20 protein-coding genes are annotated in these 21,261 nt (G+C 67.9%); 13 read left to right on the top strand and 7 right to left on the bottom strand.

Annotation, left to right across the window (positions count from 1 at the left end):
- Nucleotides 1-93: 93 nt before the first annotated feature.
- From ACLQ3J_RS03445 to ACLQ3J_RS03425, 5 genes are all read left to right on the top strand, one after another.
- Nucleotides 94-1,566 (top strand): TIGR02677 family protein, encoded by a 1,473-nt coding sequence (locus ACLQ3J_RS03445; RefSeq protein ID WP_425902279.1) that lies wholly within the window; start codon nt 94-96, stop codon nt 1,564-1,566.
- A complete protein-coding gene (locus ACLQ3J_RS03440; protein ID WP_425902159.1) occupies nt 1,563-2,948 on the top strand; it encodes a TIGR02678 family protein in 1,386 nt (461 codons plus the stop codon). Before ACLQ3J_RS03445 ends, ACLQ3J_RS03440 begins: the two co-directional genes overlap by 4 nt.
- A complete protein-coding gene (locus ACLQ3J_RS03435; RefSeq protein ID WP_425902158.1) occupies nt 2,941-7,104 on the top strand; it encodes a TIGR02680 family protein in 4,164 nt (1,387 codons plus the stop codon). The genes ACLQ3J_RS03440 and ACLQ3J_RS03435 overlap by 8 nt, the downstream gene beginning before the upstream one ends.
- A 314-nt stretch (nt 7,105-7,418) precedes the next feature.
- The gene (locus ACLQ3J_RS03430) at nt 7,419-7,916 is read left to right on the top strand and encodes a hypothetical protein (protein WP_425902157.1); all 498 of its coding nucleotides are present in this window, start codon (nt 7,419-7,421) and stop codon (nt 7,914-7,916) included.
- A 163-nt stretch (nt 7,917-8,079) separates the two neighbouring features.
- Nucleotides 8,080-8,424 carry a type II toxin-antitoxin system Phd/YefM family antitoxin gene (locus ACLQ3J_RS03425; RefSeq protein ID WP_425902156.1) on the top strand — a complete coding sequence of 115 codons (345 nt, stop codon included), beginning with the start codon at nt 8,080-8,082 and terminating at the stop codon, nt 8,422-8,424.
- Nucleotides 8,425-8,465: 41 nt separating this feature from the next.
- Here ACLQ3J_RS03425 and ACLQ3J_RS03420 read toward each other — a convergent pair whose 3' ends face one another.
- Nucleotides 8,466-8,681: a hypothetical protein gene (locus tag ACLQ3J_RS03420; protein ID WP_425902155.1), complete on the bottom strand. Its 216-nt coding sequence runs from the start codon at nt 8,679-8,681 to the stop codon at nt 8,466-8,468.
- A gap of 100 nt (nt 8,682-8,781) precedes the next feature.
- On the bottom strand, nt 8,782-9,339 hold the full coding sequence (locus ACLQ3J_RS03415) for a dihydrofolate reductase family protein (RefSeq protein ID WP_422423993.1): 558 nt from the start codon (nt 9,337-9,339) through the stop codon (nt 8,782-8,784).
- A gap of 141 nt (nt 9,340-9,480) precedes the next feature.
- On the opposite strand from ACLQ3J_RS03415, the gene ACLQ3J_RS03410 reads away from it, so the two are divergent.
- Complete coding sequence (locus ACLQ3J_RS03410) at nt 9,481-10,125, top strand: dihydrofolate reductase family protein (protein ID WP_425902154.1); 645 nt, start codon at nt 9,481-9,483, stop codon at nt 10,123-10,125.
- Between the two features lie 37 nt (nt 10,126-10,162).
- Here ACLQ3J_RS03410 and ACLQ3J_RS03405 read toward each other — a convergent pair whose 3' ends face one another.
- Nucleotides 10,163-11,815 (bottom strand): RecQ family ATP-dependent DNA helicase, encoded by a 1,653-nt coding sequence (locus tag ACLQ3J_RS03405; RefSeq protein WP_425902153.1) that lies wholly within the window; start codon nt 11,813-11,815, stop codon nt 10,163-10,165.
- A gap of 181 nt (nt 11,816-11,996) precedes the next feature.
- Here ACLQ3J_RS03405 and ACLQ3J_RS03400 point away from each other — a divergent pair, with 181 nt between their 5' ends.
- A complete protein-coding gene (locus tag ACLQ3J_RS03400) occupies nt 11,997-12,779 on the top strand; it encodes an SDR family NAD(P)-dependent oxidoreductase (RefSeq protein ID WP_425902152.1) in 783 nt (260 codons plus the stop codon).
- Nucleotides 12,780-12,819: 40 nt separating this feature from the next.
- Here ACLQ3J_RS03400 and ACLQ3J_RS03395 read toward each other — a convergent pair whose 3' ends face one another.
- Nucleotides 12,820-13,404, bottom strand: coding sequence for a DUF664 domain-containing protein (locus ACLQ3J_RS03395; RefSeq protein ID WP_169652097.1), 585 nt, complete (start codon nt 13,402-13,404; stop codon nt 12,820-12,822).
- A gap of 30 nt (nt 13,405-13,434) precedes the next feature.
- Between ACLQ3J_RS03395 and ACLQ3J_RS03390 the strand changes: the two genes are divergently transcribed.
- The gene (locus tag ACLQ3J_RS03390) at nt 13,435-13,638 is read left to right on the top strand and encodes a zinc-ribbon domain-containing protein (RefSeq protein WP_378527751.1); all 204 of its coding nucleotides are present in this window, start codon (nt 13,435-13,437) and stop codon (nt 13,636-13,638) included.
- A 27-nt stretch (nt 13,639-13,665) separates the two neighbouring features.
- On the opposite strand, the gene ACLQ3J_RS03385 is transcribed toward ACLQ3J_RS03390, so the two are convergent.
- The gene (locus ACLQ3J_RS03385; protein WP_425902151.1) at nt 13,666-15,177 is read right to left on the bottom strand and encodes a protein adenylyltransferase SelO; all 1,512 of its coding nucleotides are present in this window, start codon (nt 15,175-15,177) and stop codon (nt 13,666-13,668) included.
- 250 nt (nt 15,178-15,427) lie between these two features.
- Between ACLQ3J_RS03385 and ACLQ3J_RS03380 the strand changes: the two genes are divergently transcribed.
- On the top strand, nt 15,428-15,988 hold the full coding sequence (locus ACLQ3J_RS03380; RefSeq protein ID WP_425902149.1) for a hypothetical protein: 561 nt from the start codon (nt 15,428-15,430) through the stop codon (nt 15,986-15,988).
- Between the two features lie 135 nt (nt 15,989-16,123).
- Here the strand turns inward: ACLQ3J_RS03380 and ACLQ3J_RS03375 are convergent, their stop codons facing one another.
- On the bottom strand, nt 16,124-16,696 hold the full coding sequence (locus tag ACLQ3J_RS03375) for a TetR/AcrR family transcriptional regulator (RefSeq protein WP_425902148.1): 573 nt from the start codon (nt 16,694-16,696) through the stop codon (nt 16,124-16,126).
- Between the two features lie 719 nt (nt 16,697-17,415).
- Between ACLQ3J_RS03375 and ACLQ3J_RS03370 the strand changes: the two genes are divergently transcribed.
- The gene (locus ACLQ3J_RS03370) at nt 17,416-18,231 is read left to right on the top strand and encodes a glycoside hydrolase family 19 protein (protein ID WP_425902147.1); all 816 of its coding nucleotides are present in this window, start codon (nt 17,416-17,418) and stop codon (nt 18,229-18,231) included.
- An 82-nt stretch (nt 18,232-18,313) separates the two neighbouring features.
- Here the strand turns inward: ACLQ3J_RS03370 and ACLQ3J_RS03365 are convergent, their stop codons facing one another.
- Nucleotides 18,314-19,057 (bottom strand): VIT1/CCC1 transporter family protein, encoded by a 744-nt coding sequence (locus tag ACLQ3J_RS03365; RefSeq protein WP_425902146.1) that lies wholly within the window; start codon nt 19,055-19,057, stop codon nt 18,314-18,316.
- Between the two features lie 199 nt (nt 19,058-19,256).
- Between ACLQ3J_RS03365 and ACLQ3J_RS03360 the strand changes: the two genes are divergently transcribed.
- The 3 genes from ACLQ3J_RS03360 to ACLQ3J_RS03350 all read left to right on the top strand — a co-directional run bounded on the left by ACLQ3J_RS03360 (nt 19,257) and on the right by ACLQ3J_RS03350 (nt 21,255).
- The gene (locus ACLQ3J_RS03360; protein ID WP_425902145.1) at nt 19,257-20,108 is read left to right on the top strand and encodes an SDR family oxidoreductase; all 852 of its coding nucleotides are present in this window, start codon (nt 19,257-19,259) and stop codon (nt 20,106-20,108) included.
- Nucleotides 20,109-20,118: 10 nt separating this feature from the next.
- The gene (locus tag ACLQ3J_RS03355) at nt 20,119-20,691 is read left to right on the top strand and encodes a DUF488 family protein (protein ID WP_425902143.1); all 573 of its coding nucleotides are present in this window, start codon (nt 20,119-20,121) and stop codon (nt 20,689-20,691) included.
- Nucleotides 20,692-20,817: 126 nt separating this feature from the next.
- The gene (locus tag ACLQ3J_RS03350) at nt 20,818-21,255 is read left to right on the top strand and encodes a carboxymuconolactone decarboxylase family protein (protein ID WP_169622223.1); all 438 of its coding nucleotides are present in this window, start codon (nt 20,818-20,820) and stop codon (nt 21,253-21,255) included.
- Nucleotides 21,256-21,261: the final 6 nt, after the last annotated feature.

Genomic DNA, 21,261 nt, shown 5'->3' with positions numbered 1-21,261 from the left:
TCGGGTGATGCGGGCTCCGGGCGCCCGTCCGCCTACCCTGTCACGGTGAACGAAACAGGTCGATCCGGCACCCGGACGGTCGAGGACCCGACGGTGCGGGACGGCCGGCTCCGGCTGTTCTCCTTCGCGACCGCCGAGAAACGCACCGAATATCTGTGGGTACTCCGGGCGTTCGATCATGCCCGCGCCAACTACGTCGTGCTGCTGCACGCAGCCGACGTCGAAGCGGTGCTCGGCCGCATCAGCGGTGACGATCCGGCGGCAGCGCTGACCTCGTCGGAGATCGCTCCCCTGCTCGAGCAGTTGCACGCGTGGGGCGTGCTCGAACGCAGCTACGACGGAACCCGCGCAGCCACCCTCGCCGAGTACCGCAACCGGCACTTCGTCTACCAGTTCGGGCAGGAAGGGTTCTATGCCTTCCGTGCCGTCGACGACGTCCTGACCGGTCGCGGGCACGATGTCGCGTTGTCCCGGTTGGCGCTGGCCGATCTCCTCGCCGATCTGACCGAACTCGCCGATGCCAACGACGCCGGGGACGGCGAACTCGTGTACCGGAAACTCAACCGCCTCGATGCGACCCTGTCGGACATGGCGGAGCGGGCCGCGCGGTTCTACCTCGTCCTGGGTGACCTGGTGCGCACCACCGAGATCACCCCCGAAGTGTTTCTCACCCACAAAGACGCACTGCTGTCGCACATGCGGGAGTTCAGTTCCGACCTCGCCCGGTATGCGCCGAAGCTCACCGCCGCCCTTGCGCGGGTCCAGGCCACCGGCGCCGCGCGGCTACCTGCCCTCGCGGCGGCTCACGACGAGAGGGTCCTGCTCTCCTACGAGGAACGCGAAGCCGACTGGCGCCAGCGCTGGCGCGGGCTCGAACACTGGTTCGCGGGCATGGGGTCGGCGCCGAGCGAATCCGAGCGGTTGCGGGAGGGCACGATGAGTGCGATCGCGGCGGTGCTGGCGCTGCTGCGCCGCCTCACCGAGACCCGCCGAGGCGGGGTGAGCCGGGAATCGCAGTTGCGGCACCTGGCGGGATGGTTCGCCGCCGCGCCCAGCGAGGACGCCGCGCACGCACTGTTCGGGGCGGTGTTCGACCTCGGCCGTCCCCGGCATTTCTCGGTGCCGCATTCCGACGCCGACGTGGTGCCCGCCAACCGGTCGTGGTGGGACGCACCGCCGGTCGAGATCTCGCGCACGCTGGCCGAAACGGGCCGGACACCTTCTGCCGGTGCGCCCGGCCGAGTGCACCGCAACGACGCAGCCGTGCGGCGGTTGCGTGAAGTGCAGTGGGAGAACCAGCGACGCCGTGCCGACGCGGCGCGGTCCCTCGCCTCCGGCGGCGTGCGGGACCGTGAACTCACCGAACCGGAGACCGAGGTGCTGCTCAGCCTCATCGACGCGGCGCTGTCGGCGCGGGTACCGGTGAGCGGACGCGTCCGCGGCGACGGAACGTCCGGCACGCAGAACGGCGTGAAACTCACGTTGCGGCCCAGCACCGAATCGACGGTGGTGCGCACCGCACGCGGACGGTTGTATCTGGACGCTATGACCGTGGAGGTGCAGTGAGAGCACGCACCATCGCGCCGCTCGACCTCGATTCGTACCAGCGCGCGGCGCGCCTGATCCTCACCCACCACCTGGTGACCTCGACGTTCCCCGACCGCACCGCCCTGCCGTTGCTGCGGCGGTGGGCCACCGAATTGCGTGACGACCTGCTCGACACACTCGGCTACCGGCTCGAGGTCACCGAAACGACCGCCAGGTTGTTCACCGTGCTGGACCGGCTCGACCCGGGGGCTGGTACCGCCACCCACACCGACCGGCCCTTCGACCGGCGACGGTATGCCTATCTCGCACTGGCCGTTGCGGCGCTCGGCCGCGCAGGTGGACAGATCAGCCTGTCCGAACTGGCCGACCACGTAGCCGCCGATGCCTCCCGGATCGACGGAGTGGATCTGGCCACCGACAGGGCGACGGACCGCGACGCCTTCGTGGACGCGGTGGCGTGGCTCGCGGCGCGCGGGGCGATCTCCCTCGCCGACGGCGATGCGGGCGGATGGGCGAGCGATCCCGACAGCGGCGAAGCCCTCTACGACATCGACCGGTCGGTCGTGGCGGCGTTGTTCCGTCCGCCGCTGGCGCTGCAGCACCTGAACTCGGTGCGCGGTCTGCTCGCGAACCCGGCGGGCGGCGCCCACGTGTCCGACGGGCGGCGTTCCGCCGAGGCGACGCGACGGGTTCGTCGCGCCCTGATCCAGCGTCCCGTCGTCTACGCCGAGGGACTCGACGACGCCGAGGCAGTGCAGCTCGCGCTGCCGCGCACCACCGCCGACCTGGAAGTGCTCACCGGACTGGTGGCGGAGCGGCGTGCGGAGGGCGTGGCCCTGGTGGACACCTCCGGTCGCCTGTCGGACGTGCGGTTCCCCGGCACCGGCACCGTCGCGCAGGTGGCACTGCTGCTGGCCGGAGAGATCTGCGACCGAGTGCTCGACCCGGATCTGCCTGCACCGGCGCGGCTTCCCCTCCCCGCCGACAAGCACGACGACCTCGTCGCGGCGGTGGACGCAGCGATTCCGCGCCCGGGAGTGTTCACCGCGTTGGCGGTGACCGGCCCACCCGACCGCGTGCACGGAGACGATCTCGCCGGAGAGCGCGTCCGGCCCGAGCACCCGATGGTCGACGATGCGTGGCTGGCGAGCACCATCCGCGGGCTCGTCGACACCTACGGCCGCACCTTCGCGGCGCAGTGGCAGGCGGATCCGGTGGGCCTCACGGACGCGGCGGTGGCTCTGCTCGCGAAGCTGGAACTCGTCGCCCGGGTGCCCGGTGGCGTGCTCGCGCTGCCCGCAGCGGCGCGGTTCCGGGGCGCGACCGTCAGTGTGCGTAAACGAGATCCGCAGATCGACCTGTTCCCGGACGAGACAAGCGAGACGGAGAGTCATGAGTAGTGCCCGTTTCCGGCCCACCCGCGCCGGAATCATCAATCTGTGGGACTACCGGGATCAGGAGTTCTCGTTCGCGGACGGGCGCCTGGTGCTCCGTGGCCCCAACGGGTCGGGTAAGACCAAGGCCCTCGAGGTGCTGTTCCCGTTCGTGTTCGACGGGCGCATCGAACCGCGCCGGCTCAACCCGTTCGCGGGCGAAGAGCGCACCATGCGCTCGAACCTGCTGTACCAGGGGCAGGACAGCGCTTATTCCTATGTGTGGATGGAGTTCTGCCGCGGCCGGGTCGAGGACCCGGAGGCCGTCACGGTCGGGGTCGGCATGCGCGCCACGCGGGGAAACGACAAGGTCACGCGCTGGTATTTCGTCGTCGACGGGCGCGTGGGTGTCGACTTCTCGTTGCTCGACACCGAAGACCGGCCGCTGACCCGGAAGCAGCTGATCGAGGAAGTCGGCGCCGACGCGGTCACCGACCGGCCGGTGGAGTACCGGGCGGCCATCGATGCGCGCATGTTCGGGTTGGGGGCGCAGCGATACGACCAATTGATCAACCTGATCCTCACGTTGCGACGCCCGCAGCTGGCGAAGAACCTCGATCCCAAGGGGTTGTCCCAGGCGCTGACCGACGGTCTCCGCCCGCTCGACGACCAACTGCTGGTCGAGGCTGCCCGGTCGTTCTCCGACATGGAGGAGGTGGCGCGGACGCTCGAATCGCTGGCCGCCGCCGACGACGCGGCGCAGAGTTTCGTCGCCGTGTACTCGAACTACCTGCGGCAGCAGGCACGCTCGGAGGTCGACCAGGTGGGGATGCGCCTCGCGACGGTCCGGGCCGCCGTCGAGTCGTTGCGCTCTGCCGTCGCCGACAGAGAAGGGGCCGCCGCCGCCCGCGCACAGGCCGAGGAAACCCTCGCCGTGACCGAGCGCGACCTCGAACAGGCCCGCGCCAATCTCGACGCCCTGCAACGCTCCGGCGCATACGAGGGCAAACAACAACTCGACGACCTTGCGCAGGCGGTCGCGAACCTCGAACGCACCACCGCGGTGCAGGCCGAGCAGGCAGAGCGGGCTCAGAGCGCGGTCGCGCAGCGTGCCGACGAACTCGAGCGGGCCGAGTCCGCCCTCGCCGCAGCACTGTCGACGCGGACCCGCTGCGAGGATGCACTTCACGAGACCGCCGAAGACGCGGGCATCGACTGGCACGGTGCCGAACATCTCGATCGAACCGATCGGCTCGTCGCCGCGCTCGACGCACACGCGGAGGAACGCGACGCCGACGTGCGGGCGGTGCGGGCGGCCACCGGAAGCGTGGACGCCGCTGCGGCAGCGCGCACGCGTGCGGAGGCCGCGGCGACGCGCAGTCGCGCGCAACGCGAGTCGGCCGCCGCTGCGGTGGACGCGGCGGAAACAGTGGTTGCACTGACGCGAGCGGAGACGGCGGCCGACCTGCGAACATGGTGGACAGAACATGCGGAACGCTATGCGGTAGAGGGTATTTCGCCGGATCTGCTCGACGCATTGGACTCCGCGATCGCGGCCGCCGGGCAGGACGACGCCGCGACACCCGCCTCCGTGCTCGGCATCCACACGGCCCCCGCGCTCGAGGAACTCCGGTTCCGGCGACGCACGCTCACGTCGGAGATCGACGCGCTCGGGGTGCGGATCGCGGAGTACGACATTGAGCGGACCGAAGTGGACGCCGAACACGACGACGCTCCCCCGCCGTTCCCGGCGCGGACGGGAAGCCGGGAGTCGCTGCCGGGCGCTCCGTTGTGGCGTCTGGTGCGATTCCGCGACGACGTCACCGCAGCGGACGCAGCCGGAATCGAGGCGGCCCTGCAGGCCGCGAACGTGCTCGACGGGTGGATCTGGGCGGGTACCGGGGAGTTGCCTGCCACCGAGTCGGAACAGTTCCTCGTCGCGGTGCCGGCGCCGCATCGGCCGTCGGGGCCGACGCTGGCCGATGTGCTGGTGCCCGAACCCGATACGGAGGTTCCCGAGCGCGATGTCGCCGCCGTGCTCGAGTCGATCGCGCTGACGTCCACACCGGCCGGCGGGGTCGCAGTGTCGGTGGACGTCACGGGCGGTTTCCGGCAGGGCACTCAGGTGGGCCGGCACGTCAAGACACACGCCGAGTTCATCGGGGCGACGGCCCGCGCACGCCGGCGACAACGACGAGTCACGGAACTCGAACGTGCGGTCGCCGAAGCACGTTCGACGGCGGAGTCGTTGCGCGAGCAGCATCGCCTCCTCGGGGACCGGCTGACCGGGCTCGACGAAGCCGCCGCCGCGGTGCCCCGCACCGGGTCGGTGCTTGCCGCTTTGCGGAAGGTCACCGAGTGCGCGGGTGCACTGCGGACGTCCACCGAGGCGGCTGCGGCCGCCGACCGCGATCTCGATCAGGCGCTGGCGGAATTCGCTACCCGGCAGCAGCACCTGCGCTCGATCGCCGCACGACATCGCGCGCCCCACCTCCCGCAGGAACTCGACAGCCTGGACGCTGCGGTGCGGCACTTCCGCTCGCAGGGACAGGCCCTGCTGCGGGCGTTGCGAGAGCACGCCGCCACCGGCGAGCGGGTACGAGAAGCGCGGGTGCGGCTCGACGAGGCACGCCGCGTCGCCGACGAAGCCGCCGAACAATCGGCCATCTCCGAAGAGTCGTTCACCGCCCAGCGACAGAAACTCGAAACACTGCGCGACGCGCTCGGTGCCGGCGCCGACCGGATCGACGTGCAACTCGAACAGGCTCGGGCCCGGATCGAGTCTGCGAAGACCTCCCAGCGTGCCGCGCGCAAAGCGTATGAAGCGGCCATCGAGCGGATCGGCAAGTCGGAGGCCGCGCATACCGCCGCCGAGGACACCCTGCGTTCGGCGCTGGCAGAATCCCGCGCCGACGCCGAGCGGCTGGCGCCTTTCGCGCGGCCGGACATGCTGGCGCTCCTCGGGATCGAGCACCCGCACGCGTGGCCGGCGAGCACCGCGGCGTGGCTGGACACCGACCAACTGCTGTACCGGATTCAGCATGCGGAACCCGACGCCGACGTTCCGGTCTTCCCGTCCGAGGTGCAGGCGCTCTTCCGTTCGCTGGCAGCGGCGACGGCAACGGTCACCGCCAGTGAATCGGCTCGCAAGTCCACGCGCACCGCGCTCGCCGCTGCCGTGCAGGAGTTCGATACGGAACTCGCGCGTAGTCAGGACTACCGGTTGCAGTGGGATGCGCCCGACGGGCTGACCGTGGTGCAGGTGCAGGACGAACAGGGGTACTCGTCGGTCGGGCAGTTCGCGGTGCGTATCGCGCACGCTCGTCGCGAGCAGGAGTTGCTGCTGACCGACTCCGAGCGCCGCATCCTCGAAGATGCCCTGCTGGCGGCTCTGTCCCAGCAGATCCACGAACGCACCGTCGACGCACGAGACCTGATCGCACGCATGGGTGCCGAGATGCGGCAGCGGCACATGTCCTCGGGCAACACGATCGGCGTGCACTGGGTGCTCGCGGACGATCTGGACGACCCGGCGCGCGCGGTCTGCAAACTGCTCGACCGCGACGCTGCGGCGCTGTCGGCGGACGACCTCGCCGGCATCCGGGCGCACTTCGCATCCCGGATCCGTGCGGAACGAGCCGCGCATCCGGAGCGCTCCTACCCGGAAATCCTTGCCACGACCCTCGATTACCGCCGTTGGCGGGTGTTCTCGTTCAGTCTCATCGGCGCGGACGGGAGCGACGACAAACTCACACCTGCGCGGCATTCGGCGTTGTCGGGCGGTGAGCAGTCGGTGTCGCTGCATCTGCCGTTGTTCGCGGCGGCGCACGTGATGCTCGATTCCGCGGATCCGCATGCGCCGCGGTTGCTGGCGTTGGACGAAGCGTTCGCGGGCGTCGACGACACGGGGCGAAGCGAGTTGCTCAGTCTGTGTGTGCAGTTCGACCTGGACTTGTTCATGACCGGATTCGACCTGTGGATCACGTACGCCGGTGTTCCCGGTTGCGCGCACTACGACCTGTCGCATTCGGTCGCCGAGCACACCGTTGCCGCGACGCTGCTGGTGTGGTCGGGCGGGGAACTGCTGGCCGAGCACGACGGCTCGGACCTCGCAATTGCGTTGGGATCCCCCGGTACCCGGAAGGTGGCGCAGTCGGTGGAGGGGTCACTCGAATTCGTCTAGCCACGCGCAGACGGCGAGTGCGATTCGACGACCGAAGTAGATATGCAATTAGTTTCGCGAACATCGCAAATGTCCCGGCTCGGATTCCACGATTCACTACCGAAGCCGGCTCATTACCGAAACTCCGTGCCGGCCAAAGAAAACCCCGGCTATTTTCGCCGATTGTGTAATGAACGTCGAATTTCCCACGATGATCGGGGCATGACGCACCCGCACGGATCGGTCTCCGCAATACCCACCGGCCTCGTCGGGGCATCACCGAACACCCGCTCTCCTATTCCGGATCGAATCTCACCGAACCGAAAGGAAACACCATGCGCGTCTCCACACGGCTTTCGATTCTGACCGGTACGGCGCTCACCGCCGCCGGAGTGGCGGTTGCGGGAGCGCCCGCCGCCGCAGCCGACCCCGTCGGCCCCACGCTGACCTCTACTCCGATCTCCGTCTATCAAATTCCCGCTGTCGGCGTGCAGATCACCGGACTCGGACTTCCGGATCTGCTCTTCTCCTCTGTGAACGCCTCGTCTCCCGGAAAGGGCCGGACGACCTTCACCCTGCCCGTGAGCGACGCGCCGTGCTGGACCAGCGCTGCGCTCACGCTCGTCCGCATCAACTATGTGAATCTGGCGAACGGCACCAGCGGCTCCACGAGCCTGCGGCCCTGCACGCCATACGGTTCACTGCCCGATGCGCCCACGGTCGACACCGGATCGGGACCCGTCGCCATCACCGTCGCCATCGTCGGGGCCGAGGGCTACCCCAATGCCGGACAACCGTCGCTCCCCGGTATCGGAGGGTTCGTCGCTCCCTGATTCTCCCCGGCGCCCTGAGCACGTCCGGTCCGCGCATTCGCCCCGGGTCTATACAGTGGCCCCTGCAACGGTGTGATGCGCCGCGTCGTGTCCCCGGACTGTTTCCGGTCCGGTGCACGAAGGTGCCGGGGGTCGGTCGAGCAGGGGAATGGAGTCGGCGGGAGTGCGCGCAACCACGGTCAAGTTCGCTCGCGAGCGGTTGGGTGCGCTGGTGCGCGAAGTCAACGACGACACCGTCGCGGTCGAGATCGCCGGGAAACACCATGAGGCAGTGCTGATCTCGAAGAAGCGATATCTCGCGCTGCAGGAGGCCACGTTTCTCCTCCGCTCACCCGAACTCATGGACAGTCTCCGCAACGAGATGGCGCGTTCGCTTCTCGAAGAACAATCGAACACCGCGCCGGACGGCGCCACCGACAAGCTCGAGAAGCCGAACACATCCGCCCGGCGCCCGTCACGGGCGCGCTCCCGCAAGCAGCGAAAGAAGAAGCGGAAGAAGGCCGAGTAGCGCCGACATGACCTCGCCGGTGCGCAGCGACCCGACGCGTCCTACGAGTTGTTCAGCCGGGCGCGATAACCGAAGAACACAACCGAGACCAGTCCTGCAGCGATCATCGAGCCGCCTGCAGTCGCGGGAATGTCCGGATGGAAAGCGACGACCACGCCACCTATCGCGAGCACCGCTCCGAATGTCGCCAGCCAGATCGCGATCGCGGCGGCACGCCCTCGCGCTGCCCGGGCCGTGTCGTCATGATCGTTCGCCATCGTTCACCGCAATCAGGGTTGTTCGCCGGACGACCCGAGCAACTCGAACGGGTCACGGCACAGGATCGCAGGTTGTGTCGAGCAATGCACCCGTCGAGGCTCACCGGCGCGGTTCGTACCGCATTGCCACGGTGCCCGCACCGAATTCGTGCCGGTCCAGGAAGCGCAATTCGAGGGGCTTCGACAACCCCGCGAACAACGTCGGCCCGTGGCCGGCGACCCTGGGCTGCACCACGAACTCGTACTCGTCGATCAGCCCCAGTTCGGCCAACGCGAGGGGGAGTCGCACGCCTCCGACGAACAGACCGTTGGGCGCTTCCTGCTTGAGTTTCCGCACCGCCTCGGCCAGGTCCCCCTGGACGAGTTCCGCGTTCCAGTCGACACTCGGGAGCGTGCTCGACACGACGTACTTCTTCGCTGCGTCGATCGTCCGGGCGAACGGGTCCGTCCATTCGGGATTCTCTGCCGACGACGGCGACAATCGCCACGCCGACTCCATGAGTTCGTACGTCACGCGGCCGAAGAGCAGCGCGTCGGCCCGCTCGAGGTTCGCGGTGTGGTGGCGGTGCAACCCCTGCAACTCTTCCTCCGCAGGCACCGCGCGATGATCGCAGCATCCGTCCAGAGTGATGTTGATGGAGTACCGGAGTCGTCCCATCGGCCGAGAATACGTGAGGAGCAAGTTCCGTTCGAGCGCTTCGGCTGCACCGATACAAGAAGATGCCGAGTGTGCGATGAGTATGCCTACCCGCCGCGGTCTACTTCTTCGACCGAGGAACCCACGACGAGGAGGTGGGGCATGGGCCTCATCGAGATCGAACTGTTCACCACGCTCGACCTCGTCGGGCAAGCGCCCGGCGGCCCCGATGAGGACCCGGAAGGATTCCCGTTCGGCGGCTGGCAGGCACCGCTGCTCGACGCGGTCACCGGAGCGCAGATCGGTGCCGCGTACGAGGGCACGGACGCACTGCTTCTCGGTCGTCGAACCTATGACGTGTTCGCCGCATACTGGCCCCACCAGAAAGGCGGTGAGGACAGCGAGATCGCCACCTTGTTCAATTCGGTTCCGAAGTATGTGGCTTCCCGCGGCAACCCCGACCTCTCGTGGGCGGGGTCCACGACACTCGGACCGGATCTGGTCGCTGCGGTGCGCGAGGTCCGCGACCGGCACGAGCACATCAAGGTCGTCGGAAGCCTGAATCTGGTGCAGACCCTCCTGCGCGAGAAACTTTACGACCGCCTCGACCTCTGGGTGCACCCGATCGTGCTGGGGGTCGGGAAGAAACTGTTCGACGGCGGCGGGGTGCCCACCAACCTCACCCTCCTCGCGCCACCGGTCGCCGATCCGAAGGGCACCGTCTATCTGCGCTACGAACTCGGCGACGGCACACCGGAAACCGGCGACATGAGCGCACCCGATCGCGGGGTGGAGCCCGGAGCCTGACACCCGTACGCGCCCCGGCCCGTGAGTTTCGGGGTGCTCACGGTTCGGCGACCGTCAGCACTCCGGATTCGTCCACCACATCCAGCGACAACGTGCGGTATCCCTCGGTGTCGAACAGAACGGTGACGCGGTCGTGCTGGGTACTCAGCACCACGCCCCGGCCTAAGTGCTCATGGACGACGGGTGTCTCCGGCGAGAGCGGTTCGCCGGCGATGGTCGATCCGGCGTCCGGTGCAGGATCCGGCACGACCCCGGCCACGCAGTTGTCACACGTACCGCAGGGGTCGGGGATTGTCTCGCCGAAGTAGCCCAGCAGGAATTGCCGACGGCAACCACGTGTCTCCGCGTAGCCACGCATCATCTCGACACGTGACCGGTCGAAGCGTTCGCCGGCTTCCGCGGCGTCCCTCGCACGCTCGAGTGCCCGGCGCGCAGTGAGATCGGCAGCGATGAACCCACGGCGACCTCCGACGATCACACCGGCCCGCTCCAGGAGGTTCGCCGCGTTCGCGAGCCGCCGCCCTCGGTCACCGAGTTCCTCGCGTATCCGTCCGAGCCGCACAGGGCCCGATGCGCGAACCACGGCGAACACCCGCGAGATCAAGTCGTCGTCCGGCGAGTGCGTGGTGAAGAAGGTGGCGAGGGAAAGATCCTCCGTCCGGTAGAACATCGAGACGGTCGCTCGCTCCCCGTCCCGGCCCGCACGTCCGATCTGCTGGTAGTAGGAGTCGATCGAGTCGGGCACGGACGCGTGGACGACGAACCGAACGTCGGGCTTGTCGATCCCCATGCCGAACGCAGAGGTCGCCACCACCACCTCGCAAGTGCCGTCGAGGAATCCTTCGTGCACGTCATGGCGCTGCTGTGCGGGCATGCCGGCGTGATAGGCACAGGCGCGGATGCCGCGTTCGGCGAGACTCTCCGCGTAGCGCTCGGTGTCCTTGCGCGTAGCCGCGTACACGATGCCGGGCCCCTCGAGGGACACCACCTCGTCGATGACCGCGCGACGTTTCTCCGCGTCCTCGATGTGGCGGTGCACCGCGATATCGAGGTTCGGTCTGTCGAATCCGCCGGCCACCACGACCGGGTCGCGCAAGCGCAGCGCACCGACGATGTCGTCGCGGACCGGGGGCGAGGCCGTGGCGGTGAGGGCCGCCACGGGCGGTCGTCCGAGACGCTCGAGCGCATCGGCGAGCCGCAGATAGTCCGGCCGGAAGTCGCTGCCCCACACGGAGACACAGTGCGCTTCGTCGACCACCATCAGTGCGACGCGCACGTCGCCGAGACGCTCGATCACCTCGTCCTTCGCGAGTTGCTCGGGCGAGAGGAAGACGTAGCCCGCTTCGTGCCGGCTCACCGCCTGCCAGTGGGCCTCGTTCTCCGCCGCACGTTGCTTGGAATTGATCGCCACCGCCTTCGGGGCGCTCGTGGAGTCCAGGAAGGCGATCTGATCGTTCTGCAACGCGATCAGCGGAGACACGATCACGGTCACCCCCGGAAGCAGCAACGACGGGATCTGGTAGATCGCGGACTTGCCGTAACCCGTGGCCAACACCGCGAGAACGTCACGACCGTCGAGGAGCGGCGCCATCGCATCGAGTTGTTCGGGGTGCAGTGTCTCCCATCCGAACACGCGCCGGGCGGCGTCCTCCAGCCTGTCGCGGGGAGCGCTCGTCGAAGAGGAGTTCACGGACACGAGGGCTCCTGTCTGCGGGGTGGGGGCTGTCCACGGGATGGGGTAAACCCGGCCTACCCCGAGCGCCCCGGCGCAAACGGCCGTCTTCGGAGAATCCCAGTCGTTCGAGGACGCGGTTCAGGGGTACCCGACCGCATCACATGTGCACAGCACGTCACGATTCGAGGAGGAAGTCATGGCTGGAACTCGTCCGTTGGCGCTGGTGACCGGCGCCTCGCGAGGTATCGGATTCGAGCTGGCGAATCTGTTTGCCGAGAACGGTTACGACCTGACGGTCGCCGCCTCGTCGGAAGCGATCCACGACGCCGCCGGCGAATTGCGGAGGCGGGGCGTCTCGGTGAACCCGGTCCAGGTCGATCTGCGCACCGAGGACGGAGTGCGCGCGCTCTACGAAGCGGTCTCCGCCGACGGGCGGCCGCTGTCGGCCGCAGCACTCAACGCGGGGGCCGGGGTGGGGGGCGCATTCGTGGACGCGGACCTCGAGGATCTGCTGTCGGTGGTCGACCTGGACGTGCGCTCGACAGTGCATCTCGCGCGTCTGGTGCTGGCCGACATGGTGCGCGCCGGGGAGGGTCGTGTTCTGATCACCTCGTCGCTGGTGTCGAAGATGCCCGGTCCGTACCAGGCGGTGTACAACGCGTCGAAAGCATTCGTGCAGTCCTTCGCGGAGGGAGTGCGCAACGAACTGCGCGACAGCGGTGTGACCGTCACGGCGATGCTGCCCGGAGCCACCGACACCCAGTTCTTCGCCCGCGCGGGTCTGCTCGACACCGTGATGGGCAAGGCTCCCAAGGACGACCCCTCCGTCGTCGCGAAAGACGGGTACGAGGCGCTGATGAGAGGCGACCGCAGTGTGGTCGCGGGATCGCTGCTGACAAAGTCGCTCGCAGCACTCACTACCGTGACACCGAAGCCGGTGACCACCGCCCTGAACCGCGTCATCGCGAAACCCCGCTGACACGGCATCTCGGGCGACGGTATTCCGGGTGCCCGCCAACTCAGCGGAACGCGTCGGCCGCGGCCTGAACCTGTGCGACGTGTGCGCGCCATCGGGCGCCGTTCGTGTAAGGGAGGCTGTCGACACGTTCCGACAATCCCGCGGATCCGTCGATGGTCTCCCTGACGATGTCGGCATGTCCGGCATGCCGCGCAGTCTCGATGATCATGCGCATCAGAGCCTGGTGCAAGGTGATACGTGCATCCCTCCACCATGGGACGCGCCCGGTCGAATCCAGGTCGCATTCGTCGAAAGTCTGCGCGGCGTGTTCCCAGGAGCGACGGTAGAGGTCGTCGACGATGAACTGCTTCGACTCGGCGGGCGTCGCCCACATGTCGGCGTTCTCCGGAGCGTCGGGATGTAACCACGGAAAGTCCACGGGAGGCCGTCGTGCGAATGCCTCACCGAAATAGCCGAATTCGCAACTCGCCAAATGCTTTACCAGTCCAAGCAGGTTCGTGCCCGTCGGCGTCAGCGGACGGCGGAGGTCGTACTCCGACAGGCCTTCCAGTTTCCACAGAACCGATTCACGGAGGCTCTGGAGTTGGTAGATCAGGTCGGACTTGTAGGTCGTCGCCTCGGTCACAGAGGGAGTGTATCGGCCTATGCTGACGCGATGTTCTTTCTCTTCGGCTACGGCACCAAACGGCAGTACCTCGGCGAGGGGCACACTCGCACGTGCCCGCGCTGCCACAACACAACCCAGTGGCGAAGGCTGCGCGTGTACAAGCAGTTCACACTGTTCTTCATCCCGGTCGCGCGGTGGAATCGCCGGGAGTTCGAGGAATGCGGGATCTGCGGCACCGTCGTCGAAAGCTGACCGCCGTGAGCCCCGAAAGCTGCCGTATCAGGTCCCGCAGAAGGTCTGAAAAGACTCGGTGAACTGCCGTGGCGCGGGACCGGCGTAGTCCGACCATTCGTCGCGCCGGCCGAACGGATGCGTCACGACCTCGAGCAACGTCGTGAAGGGCGAGAGGTCTCCGTCGGTGGCGGCGCGGAGAGCAGCATCGACCTGGTGATTTCGGGGTATGTAGAGCGGATTGACCTCGTCCATCGCGTCCGCGGTCGCCGCCGGTCCCCTGCCCTGTTGCGCCAGGACCTCGTTCCAGCGTTCCAGCCAGGGGCCGATAGCCGTCCGGGGCAGGAGGCCGTCGAGAGAGGCGGAGTGCCCGCGCAGTTCCTCGGCGAGAGCACGGAAGGTCCCCGTCCAGTCGGCGCCCGATTCTTCCATCAACGACAGCAGATCGTCGACCAGCGCTCGGTCGATGTGGGTGCCGGCGACGCCGATTTTCGCGGCGATTCCCGTCGTGTAGTGGGCGTCGTAACGCTCGTCGAAGGTGTCGAGCACGCCCGTCGCGGCGGTAATCGCATCGTCCGGGGTGGGCGCCATCAAGGGCAGCAGCGTTTCGGCGAACCTCGCCAGATTCCATTTCAGGACTGCGGGCTGGTTACCGAACGCGTAGCGGCCCCCATGATCGATCGAACTGAACACCGCGGCCGGGTCGAACGCGTCGAGAAAAGCGCACGGACCGTAATCGATGGTCTCCCCGGAGATGGTCGTGTTGTCGGTGTTCATCACTCCGTGCACGAAACCGGTGAGCATCCACTTCGCCACCAGTGACGCCTGCGCCTCGACCACAGCCTCGAAAAACCGCAGATAGCGGTTGCCGTCACCCGTCGCCGGCAGTTCGGTGAGCTCCGGATAATGGCGGCCGATCGCGTACTCGGCAAGGCGCGGCAGCACCTCGCCCCGTCGCACGGCGAATTCGAAGGTCCCGACCCTGAGGTGGCTCGCGGCGATCCGGGCGAGCACGGCCCCGGGCTCGAGTCCGTTTCGGGGTACGTGTGCGCCGGTGGCCACTACTGAGAGAGCACGCGTCGTGGGAATGCCGAGCGCGTACATCGCCTCGCTGACCAGGTATTCGCGCAGCATCGGGCCGACGACGGCGAACCCGTCACCGCCGCGGGAGAACGGAGTCGGCCCCGAGCCCTTGAGATGCAGATCGACTCGCCGCCCGCCTTGGTCGGCGAGTTCACCGAGCAGCAGGGCGCGTCCATCTCCGAGGAGCGGGGCATAACCGCCGAACTGGTGACCCGCGTAGGCCATCGCCACCGGCGCGGCTCTGTCGGGAACAGCCGATCCGGACAGCACACCGACGCCCTCTTCGCTGCGCAGCACCGCGGCGTCGAGCCGAAGTTCGGCTGCCAGTTGCTCGTTGAGCACAAGCAGTGCGGGGTCAGGAGCTTGTGCACCCTTCCATGGGACCGTGAGGTCGCCGAACTCGTCGGCGAAGGTGCTCTCGAGACCGGGCACCGCCGTGCTCGCGCCGCTGAGGGTGAAATCCGGGTTCGCAGCCATCTTCCGAGAGTAACCATTACTCGACGAGCCAACCGGGAGGGTCGGTTCGGGTAGCTGCGCGCACTCAGCAGATACGTTCTCGGCTGCCGCGTCGCCGGGACGCTGCTGCGTCCCCGAATCCCGGGCTCATGGAGAGGGAGACGCCTTTTCATCGCGATGCTGCCTCTGGGGTCGTGTCCGAAGCAGCTCGGTGGGATGACCGCCGAGCCAACGTGGTAACGGCTCTTTCGGCCGGGGCGACGTAGGTGGTATGTCGAACACTGCGCGTCTGGCCGGGATCGCCTGCGTTTGTGCCGTGCTTGCGGGTTGCGGTGCCGACGACGCCTCGAATCCGCCGCAACCGACCACTTCGCGCACCACGAGCGTCGACGTCGCCACAACGGTCGATCCCCCGCTGCCGTCGGCCCCGCCGGCCACCTCCACTCCGGTGTGGGACACGGCCGAACCGTCGACGCAGGTGCCGGCGCCCGCATCGGAACCACCGGTGTCCGACACGGAGGCCTACATCGTCGATTGTCAGACCGGTCTCGGCCCGATCGAAACCTATTGGTCGGACGGCACCGTCACCGGATACACCGACTACTGCCAGTCGGTACACGACCGTGGGCTCGAAGGTGAACGCGCCGCGAATGCGCCGGTCTGCGACGGAATCGTGTGCCGATACCCGTCGGGTGAGATCGCACCCGACCCCAACGCTGTGCCCGACGACCGCTGCACGAATCAGATCAACTATGCGGGCGATCCTCGTTCCAACGCCGAAATCAACTCGATCGGCGAGCAGACGGGCCAGTGTCCCGCACCGATCTCCTGATACTTCCTCCCAGCTCTCGGTCCACTCACCGACGAACCGTCAGGGGACGACCGGGCCGTCCGAACGACGTGTCCGCTCCACCTCCGCGTTCGGCTCCCCGTGCGCAGCCACCTCGCGCGCACACCGACAGGGCTCTTACATGGGGCGGGCGCGGGGTCGCGCGCCGTTCAGGAACAACTGCGTGATCCGGCGTGCATTGTCGGCTCCTCCGGCCAAGTCCGTCGCGCGGGCCAGATGGAGGAACGCATTCATCAGGAACTGCGGGTCGCCGGTGAGTTCGTCTCCGGTCACGGCCCCCTCGAACAGTACGACCACGGGACTGAGCACCTCGCGGACGTAGAGCGCGGAGATCTCGTCGCGAGTCGTGTCGCCCACCTGGTCGAGGGCATCGTAGATGCGCTGTTCGAACGAGATGGAGGACCCGTGGTCTTCCGAACAGGCGACCGCGAGTGCGGTCAGACGGTCGTCCAGAGATCCCTCGGTGTCGACTGCCTTCCGGATACGGAGGTGCAGGTTGCCGATGAATTCGCGGGCGACCGCCCGATACAGGTCTTCCTTCCCACCGGGGAAGTGATGGTAGATCGACGGCTTCCTGATTCCGACGGTGCCGGCCACGCCGACGAGGGAGATCCCGGCGTAGCCGGTGCCGGCGAGCTGGTCGGCGAAAGCGGCCATGATCTGCGTGCGGGTGTCGGTTCCGTCGGTCATCGGTTCCTCCGAGCGCCGTAGGACTTGGTCAGGTCGGTTATTTCGAGTGCAAGGGAACTGCGCATGCACATCAGCCTACCTACCGGACGGTAGTCCGGCAACAAGACGGCGCCGCCACCGTCCTGGCCGGTCCCCGGAAAACACCGGACCAATGAACCCGCACGGGTGCGTCGAATGCGTCCGGCAACGCACCTGCGAAGATCAACCGCAGGTCACGGCCCCCTTCACGCCGCTGTGTCCTCGGGCACGAAAAGGTCACGACCGCCCCCCGAAAAGCGGCTTTCGCACCCGATTTCGGGCGGGGCGGGACGACAGCACGAAGCGCATCGAGGCCCAGTCTGCGAACGAACCGAACCCGGCGCTCGGATTTCGATGGACTCCAGACGAATTACAGTGCAGCAGAACAACTTCGGATCGAGGGCGCAGGTTGCCCGGGCGTGCCGAACACGGCGGGTTCGGCGTTGCGGCGGCAACCTCGGGCGGCCGCTCCGGGCGGTTCCGGTGGCGACGAATCGCGGTCGGCTGCGACGGCTGTCACGTCCCCGGGTCTGCAATGGCCTTCGGCACGATGCCTTGAAACGCCCCCTAGCTGCGGCGTTACCTGGTTGTGACATAAAAACCGCTGGAACGGGAATTAAACATCTCCTTTCGGTAACGCCAGCGGTCCCGTTTTGAAAGGGCCGAGCCCCAGCTTTCGGCCGAATCTTGGAGCACGACTCATGCCTGTTTCACCCTCGCGCCGTATCAAGTGCGCCATCGCCGCCACTGCCGTCATCACCTCCGGTGTCGCATTCGGTACCGCCACCGCCAACGCCAATCCGGTCACCTCTGCGGCCACCCGCTACCAGGAGCCCGGCAACCTGCTCAAGGCGCTCGACATCGACGCGCTCACCGGCTCTGGATGGTCGAAGGTGGACAATACAACCGTCGAACCCGAGGAATCCTCCGGGGAAACCGAGCAAGCCGTCGAGCCTGTGGCCGAGCCCGCCCCGGCGCCTCCGCCGCCTGTGGTCACACCCGACGAGCTGGCACGCATCGTGCCGGGCATCCCCCCCGAGAAGATCAACGAAGTCATCGCCCCGCTGAACGACGCGATGATTCGCCACGGTATCGACAACCCGGTTCGTCAGGCGGCGTTCATCGCACAGCTCGCCGTCGAGTCCGATTCGTTCCGCACGTTCGAGGAGTACGCATCCGGTCGCGCCTACGAGGGCCGCGCCGACCTCGGCAATACCCAGCCGGGAGACGGCGAGCGGTACAAGGGTCGCGGCGCCATCCAGGTCACGGGTCGCCACAACTACCAGAAGTTGAGTGAGCACACCGGTGTGGACTTCGTTTCGCACCCCGAGCTGCTGGCTACCGGGGAAAACGCTTTCACCACCGCTGCCTGGTACTGGACCTCGCGCAACCTCAACGAGGTCGCGGACACGGCCGGAATCGTTCGGGTCTCCGAACTCGTCAACGGTGGGCACCACGCCCTGGATCGGCGGATCGCCGACTTCGAGCGCGGCCTGAACGTGCTGCTGCAGCCGTAACCTCACAGGACTCCCGGTCCTGGACCACCCGGCCGATCCGGCCCGCCCTTTTGCAGGGCGGGCCGGATCGTTTTCGTCGGGCCTAGACCGCTACGTCGAAGATCTGCCCGATTGCGTACGTCACCACCATTGCCAGTGCGCCCCCGAGCACGACGCGCACCACGGCTCGTCCGCGCCGGGCTCCCCCGAGCCACGCACTCGTCGTCCCGGTGATCGCCAGCGCGACGAGCACGGACGCGAACGTCACCGGAATCCGCACCCCGTCCGGCGCGAACACGATGACCAGCAGCGGCACGAGCGCCCCGAGCGTGAACGACACCGCCGACGACAGCGCGGCGAGCCACGGATTGGCCAGCTCGGCCGGGTCGATCCTCAGTTCCACCTGCGCGTGCGCAGCGAGCGGATCCCGGGCGGTCATCTCCTCGGCCGCGGTCCGGGCCGTGCTCTCCGAGAGCCCCCAACTCTCGAGCAGATCCTCCAGCTCGGCCAGTTCGGCTTCCGGCATCACCTCGAGCTCGCGCCGTTCCGCGACCAATGCGGCCTGTTCGGTGTCGCGCTGAGTGCTCACCGAGACGTATTCACCGAGTGCCATCGACACGGCTCCCGCCGCGAGACCGGCGACACCGGCGGTCAGAATGGTCTGTTCCGTCGTCGTAGCTGCCGCGACGCCGACGACCAGGCCTGCGGTCGACACGATGCCGTCGTTCGCGCCCAGTACACCTGCGCGCAGCCAGTTGAGTTTGCCCGCCAAGGAGCCGCCGTGGGGTTCTGCGCCCTTGTGGCCTCCCGGCTCGCCCCCCTGCGACCGCGGTTCGGGCAACGACATGCCGTCAAGCTAACACCGTCCCGGGCCGAAGGATGAGCATTCGCTCTCCGTAAGCACCTCCTGCCGGCTCGCAGTGTGTGACGGTTGCGGGAGAGATCGCCGGCTCACCCGCCGAAGGCCACGCCCCGGCCCCTGTCTCGGACAATACGGCGCGAGAGGACTGCGGCGCGAGAGGACTGCGGCGCGAGAGGACACTGCCATGGCCAGCACCCGTATCGCGGTTACCGGATCCACCGGCAACATCGGCCGCGCTGTCGCCGCCCACCTCGACGAGACCGGGACCCGCATGCGTCTGGTGGTACGCGATCCTGCGCGCGCGCCGACCGGAGCCCCCGACGTCGTGCAGGCGTCCTACGGCGACCTCGAGGCCGCGACCGCCGCGTTACGCGGGGCGGAGGTGCTGTTCATGGTCTCGGCATCCGAGAGCGCGGACCGTCTCACACAGCACCGCACCTTCGTCGACGCCGCGGCTGCCGCCGGGGTGCGGCACGTGGTCTACACGTCGTATCTCGGGGCCGCCCCCGACGCGACCTTCACGCTCGCCCGCGACCATTGGGCCACCGAGCAGTACCTGCGCGAGTCCGGGATGGCATGGACATTTCTGCGGGACTCCCTCTACCTCGACTTCCTCCCCACGCTCGCAGACGAGGACGGAGTGATTCGCGGCCCGGCCGGGGACGGGCGGGTGGGCGCAGTGGCACGAGCGGACATCGCGCGCAGCGCCGCCGCCGTGCTCGCGGGGGTCGATGCTCATGCCGGCCTGACCTATGACCTGACCGGTCCGGAAGCGATGACGCTGAGCGAGGTCGCGCGCACGATCACCGATGTGACGGGGCGGGCGACCACGTACGAGGAGGAAACGGTCGAGCAGGCGTACGCCTCGCGTCGCAAGTACAAGGCCCCCGCGTGGCAACTCGACGCGTGGGTCTCGACGTACACCGCGATCGCCGCCGGTGAGCTCGCCGCGGTGACCGACGCGGTCGAGCAACTGACCGGCGCTGCGCCGCTGAGTCTCGCCGAACTCCTGGCCCCGGGTTCACACCAGGCCTAGGGAACCGGCTATGAGCGGCGAACCCGGCACCCTGTGGACGATCGGGCACCGGACATGCCCACCCGCCATCCTGCTCGACACGCTTGCGACCGCGGACATCGACCTGGTGGTCGACGTACGCAAGATGCCCGGTTCACGCCGCAGTCCGCACGTCGACGCCGACGCGATGACGTCATGGCTCGGCGATGCCGAGATCGGATACCTGCACCTGACCGAACTCGGTGGCCGGCGACCGAAGCAGAAGGACATCGACCCGCAGATCAACGCCGGGTGGAGAAACACGAGTTTCAAGAACTACGCCGACTACACGCTCACCCCCGCGTTCGAGACGGGGCTGGCGCATCTGAGCGACCTCGCCCACGACCACCGCGTCGCGATCATGTGCGCCGAGCCCATGCCGTGGCGTTGCCACCGCCTTCTGATCGCCAACACCTTGACCGCGCGGGGATGGACGGTGGTGCACCTGATGACCGGCGCGGCACCGAGGCACCACGTCCTCGGCGGGTGGGGGGCTGTACCGAAGGTCGGTGCCGACGGTGTCGTGACGTACCCCGACGCGGCGCGCGACCCCGACACTGGGTGAGACCCCGACACTGCGCTCGCACGGACCGGCGTGAAAACGACGAGCACCGGAACGCGCCGATCCCTGATCGGAACGCGACCGTCGTTGACAGACTTGTTCTGCCTCCAACCTTCGAAGGGAAGCCGGATGAGCGTCGTCAACCTCGGGAAGCAACACCCCGCCGCATACAAGCAACTGGTGAGTCTCAACGAGCAGGCCGAAGAAGCAGTCCGGCAGGCGGAGCTGGACCCGTTGCTCGCAGAACTGGTCAAGATCCGGATCTCACAGATCAACGGGTGCGCGTTCTGCCTGCGCATGCACACCCGTGACGCCGTCGAGAAGGGCGAGACCGGCGACCGGCTGGCGGTGGTGGCCGCGTGGTGGGAGTCGCAGTACTTCACATCCCAGGAGCGCGCGGCCCTCGCGCTGGCCGAGCAGGTCACGCGGTTGCCGGTGCCGGACGCACACACCTGGGACGACGGGTCGCTCACGCCCGCGCAGGCGTCCGCAGTCGGCTGGCTCGCGGTCGTGATGAACGCGTGGAACCGGGTGGCGATCACCAGCGGTTATCCCGTCGGCCCCTGAGCGTCC

It is taken from the genome of Rhodococcus sp. DT1 (genome assembly GCF_049844875.1).
In the GTDB taxonomy this organism is placed as follows: Bacteria; Actinomycetota; Actinomycetes; order Mycobacteriales; family Mycobacteriaceae; genus Rhodococcus.
This window is presented reverse-complemented; position numbering and strand designations above follow the sequence as displayed.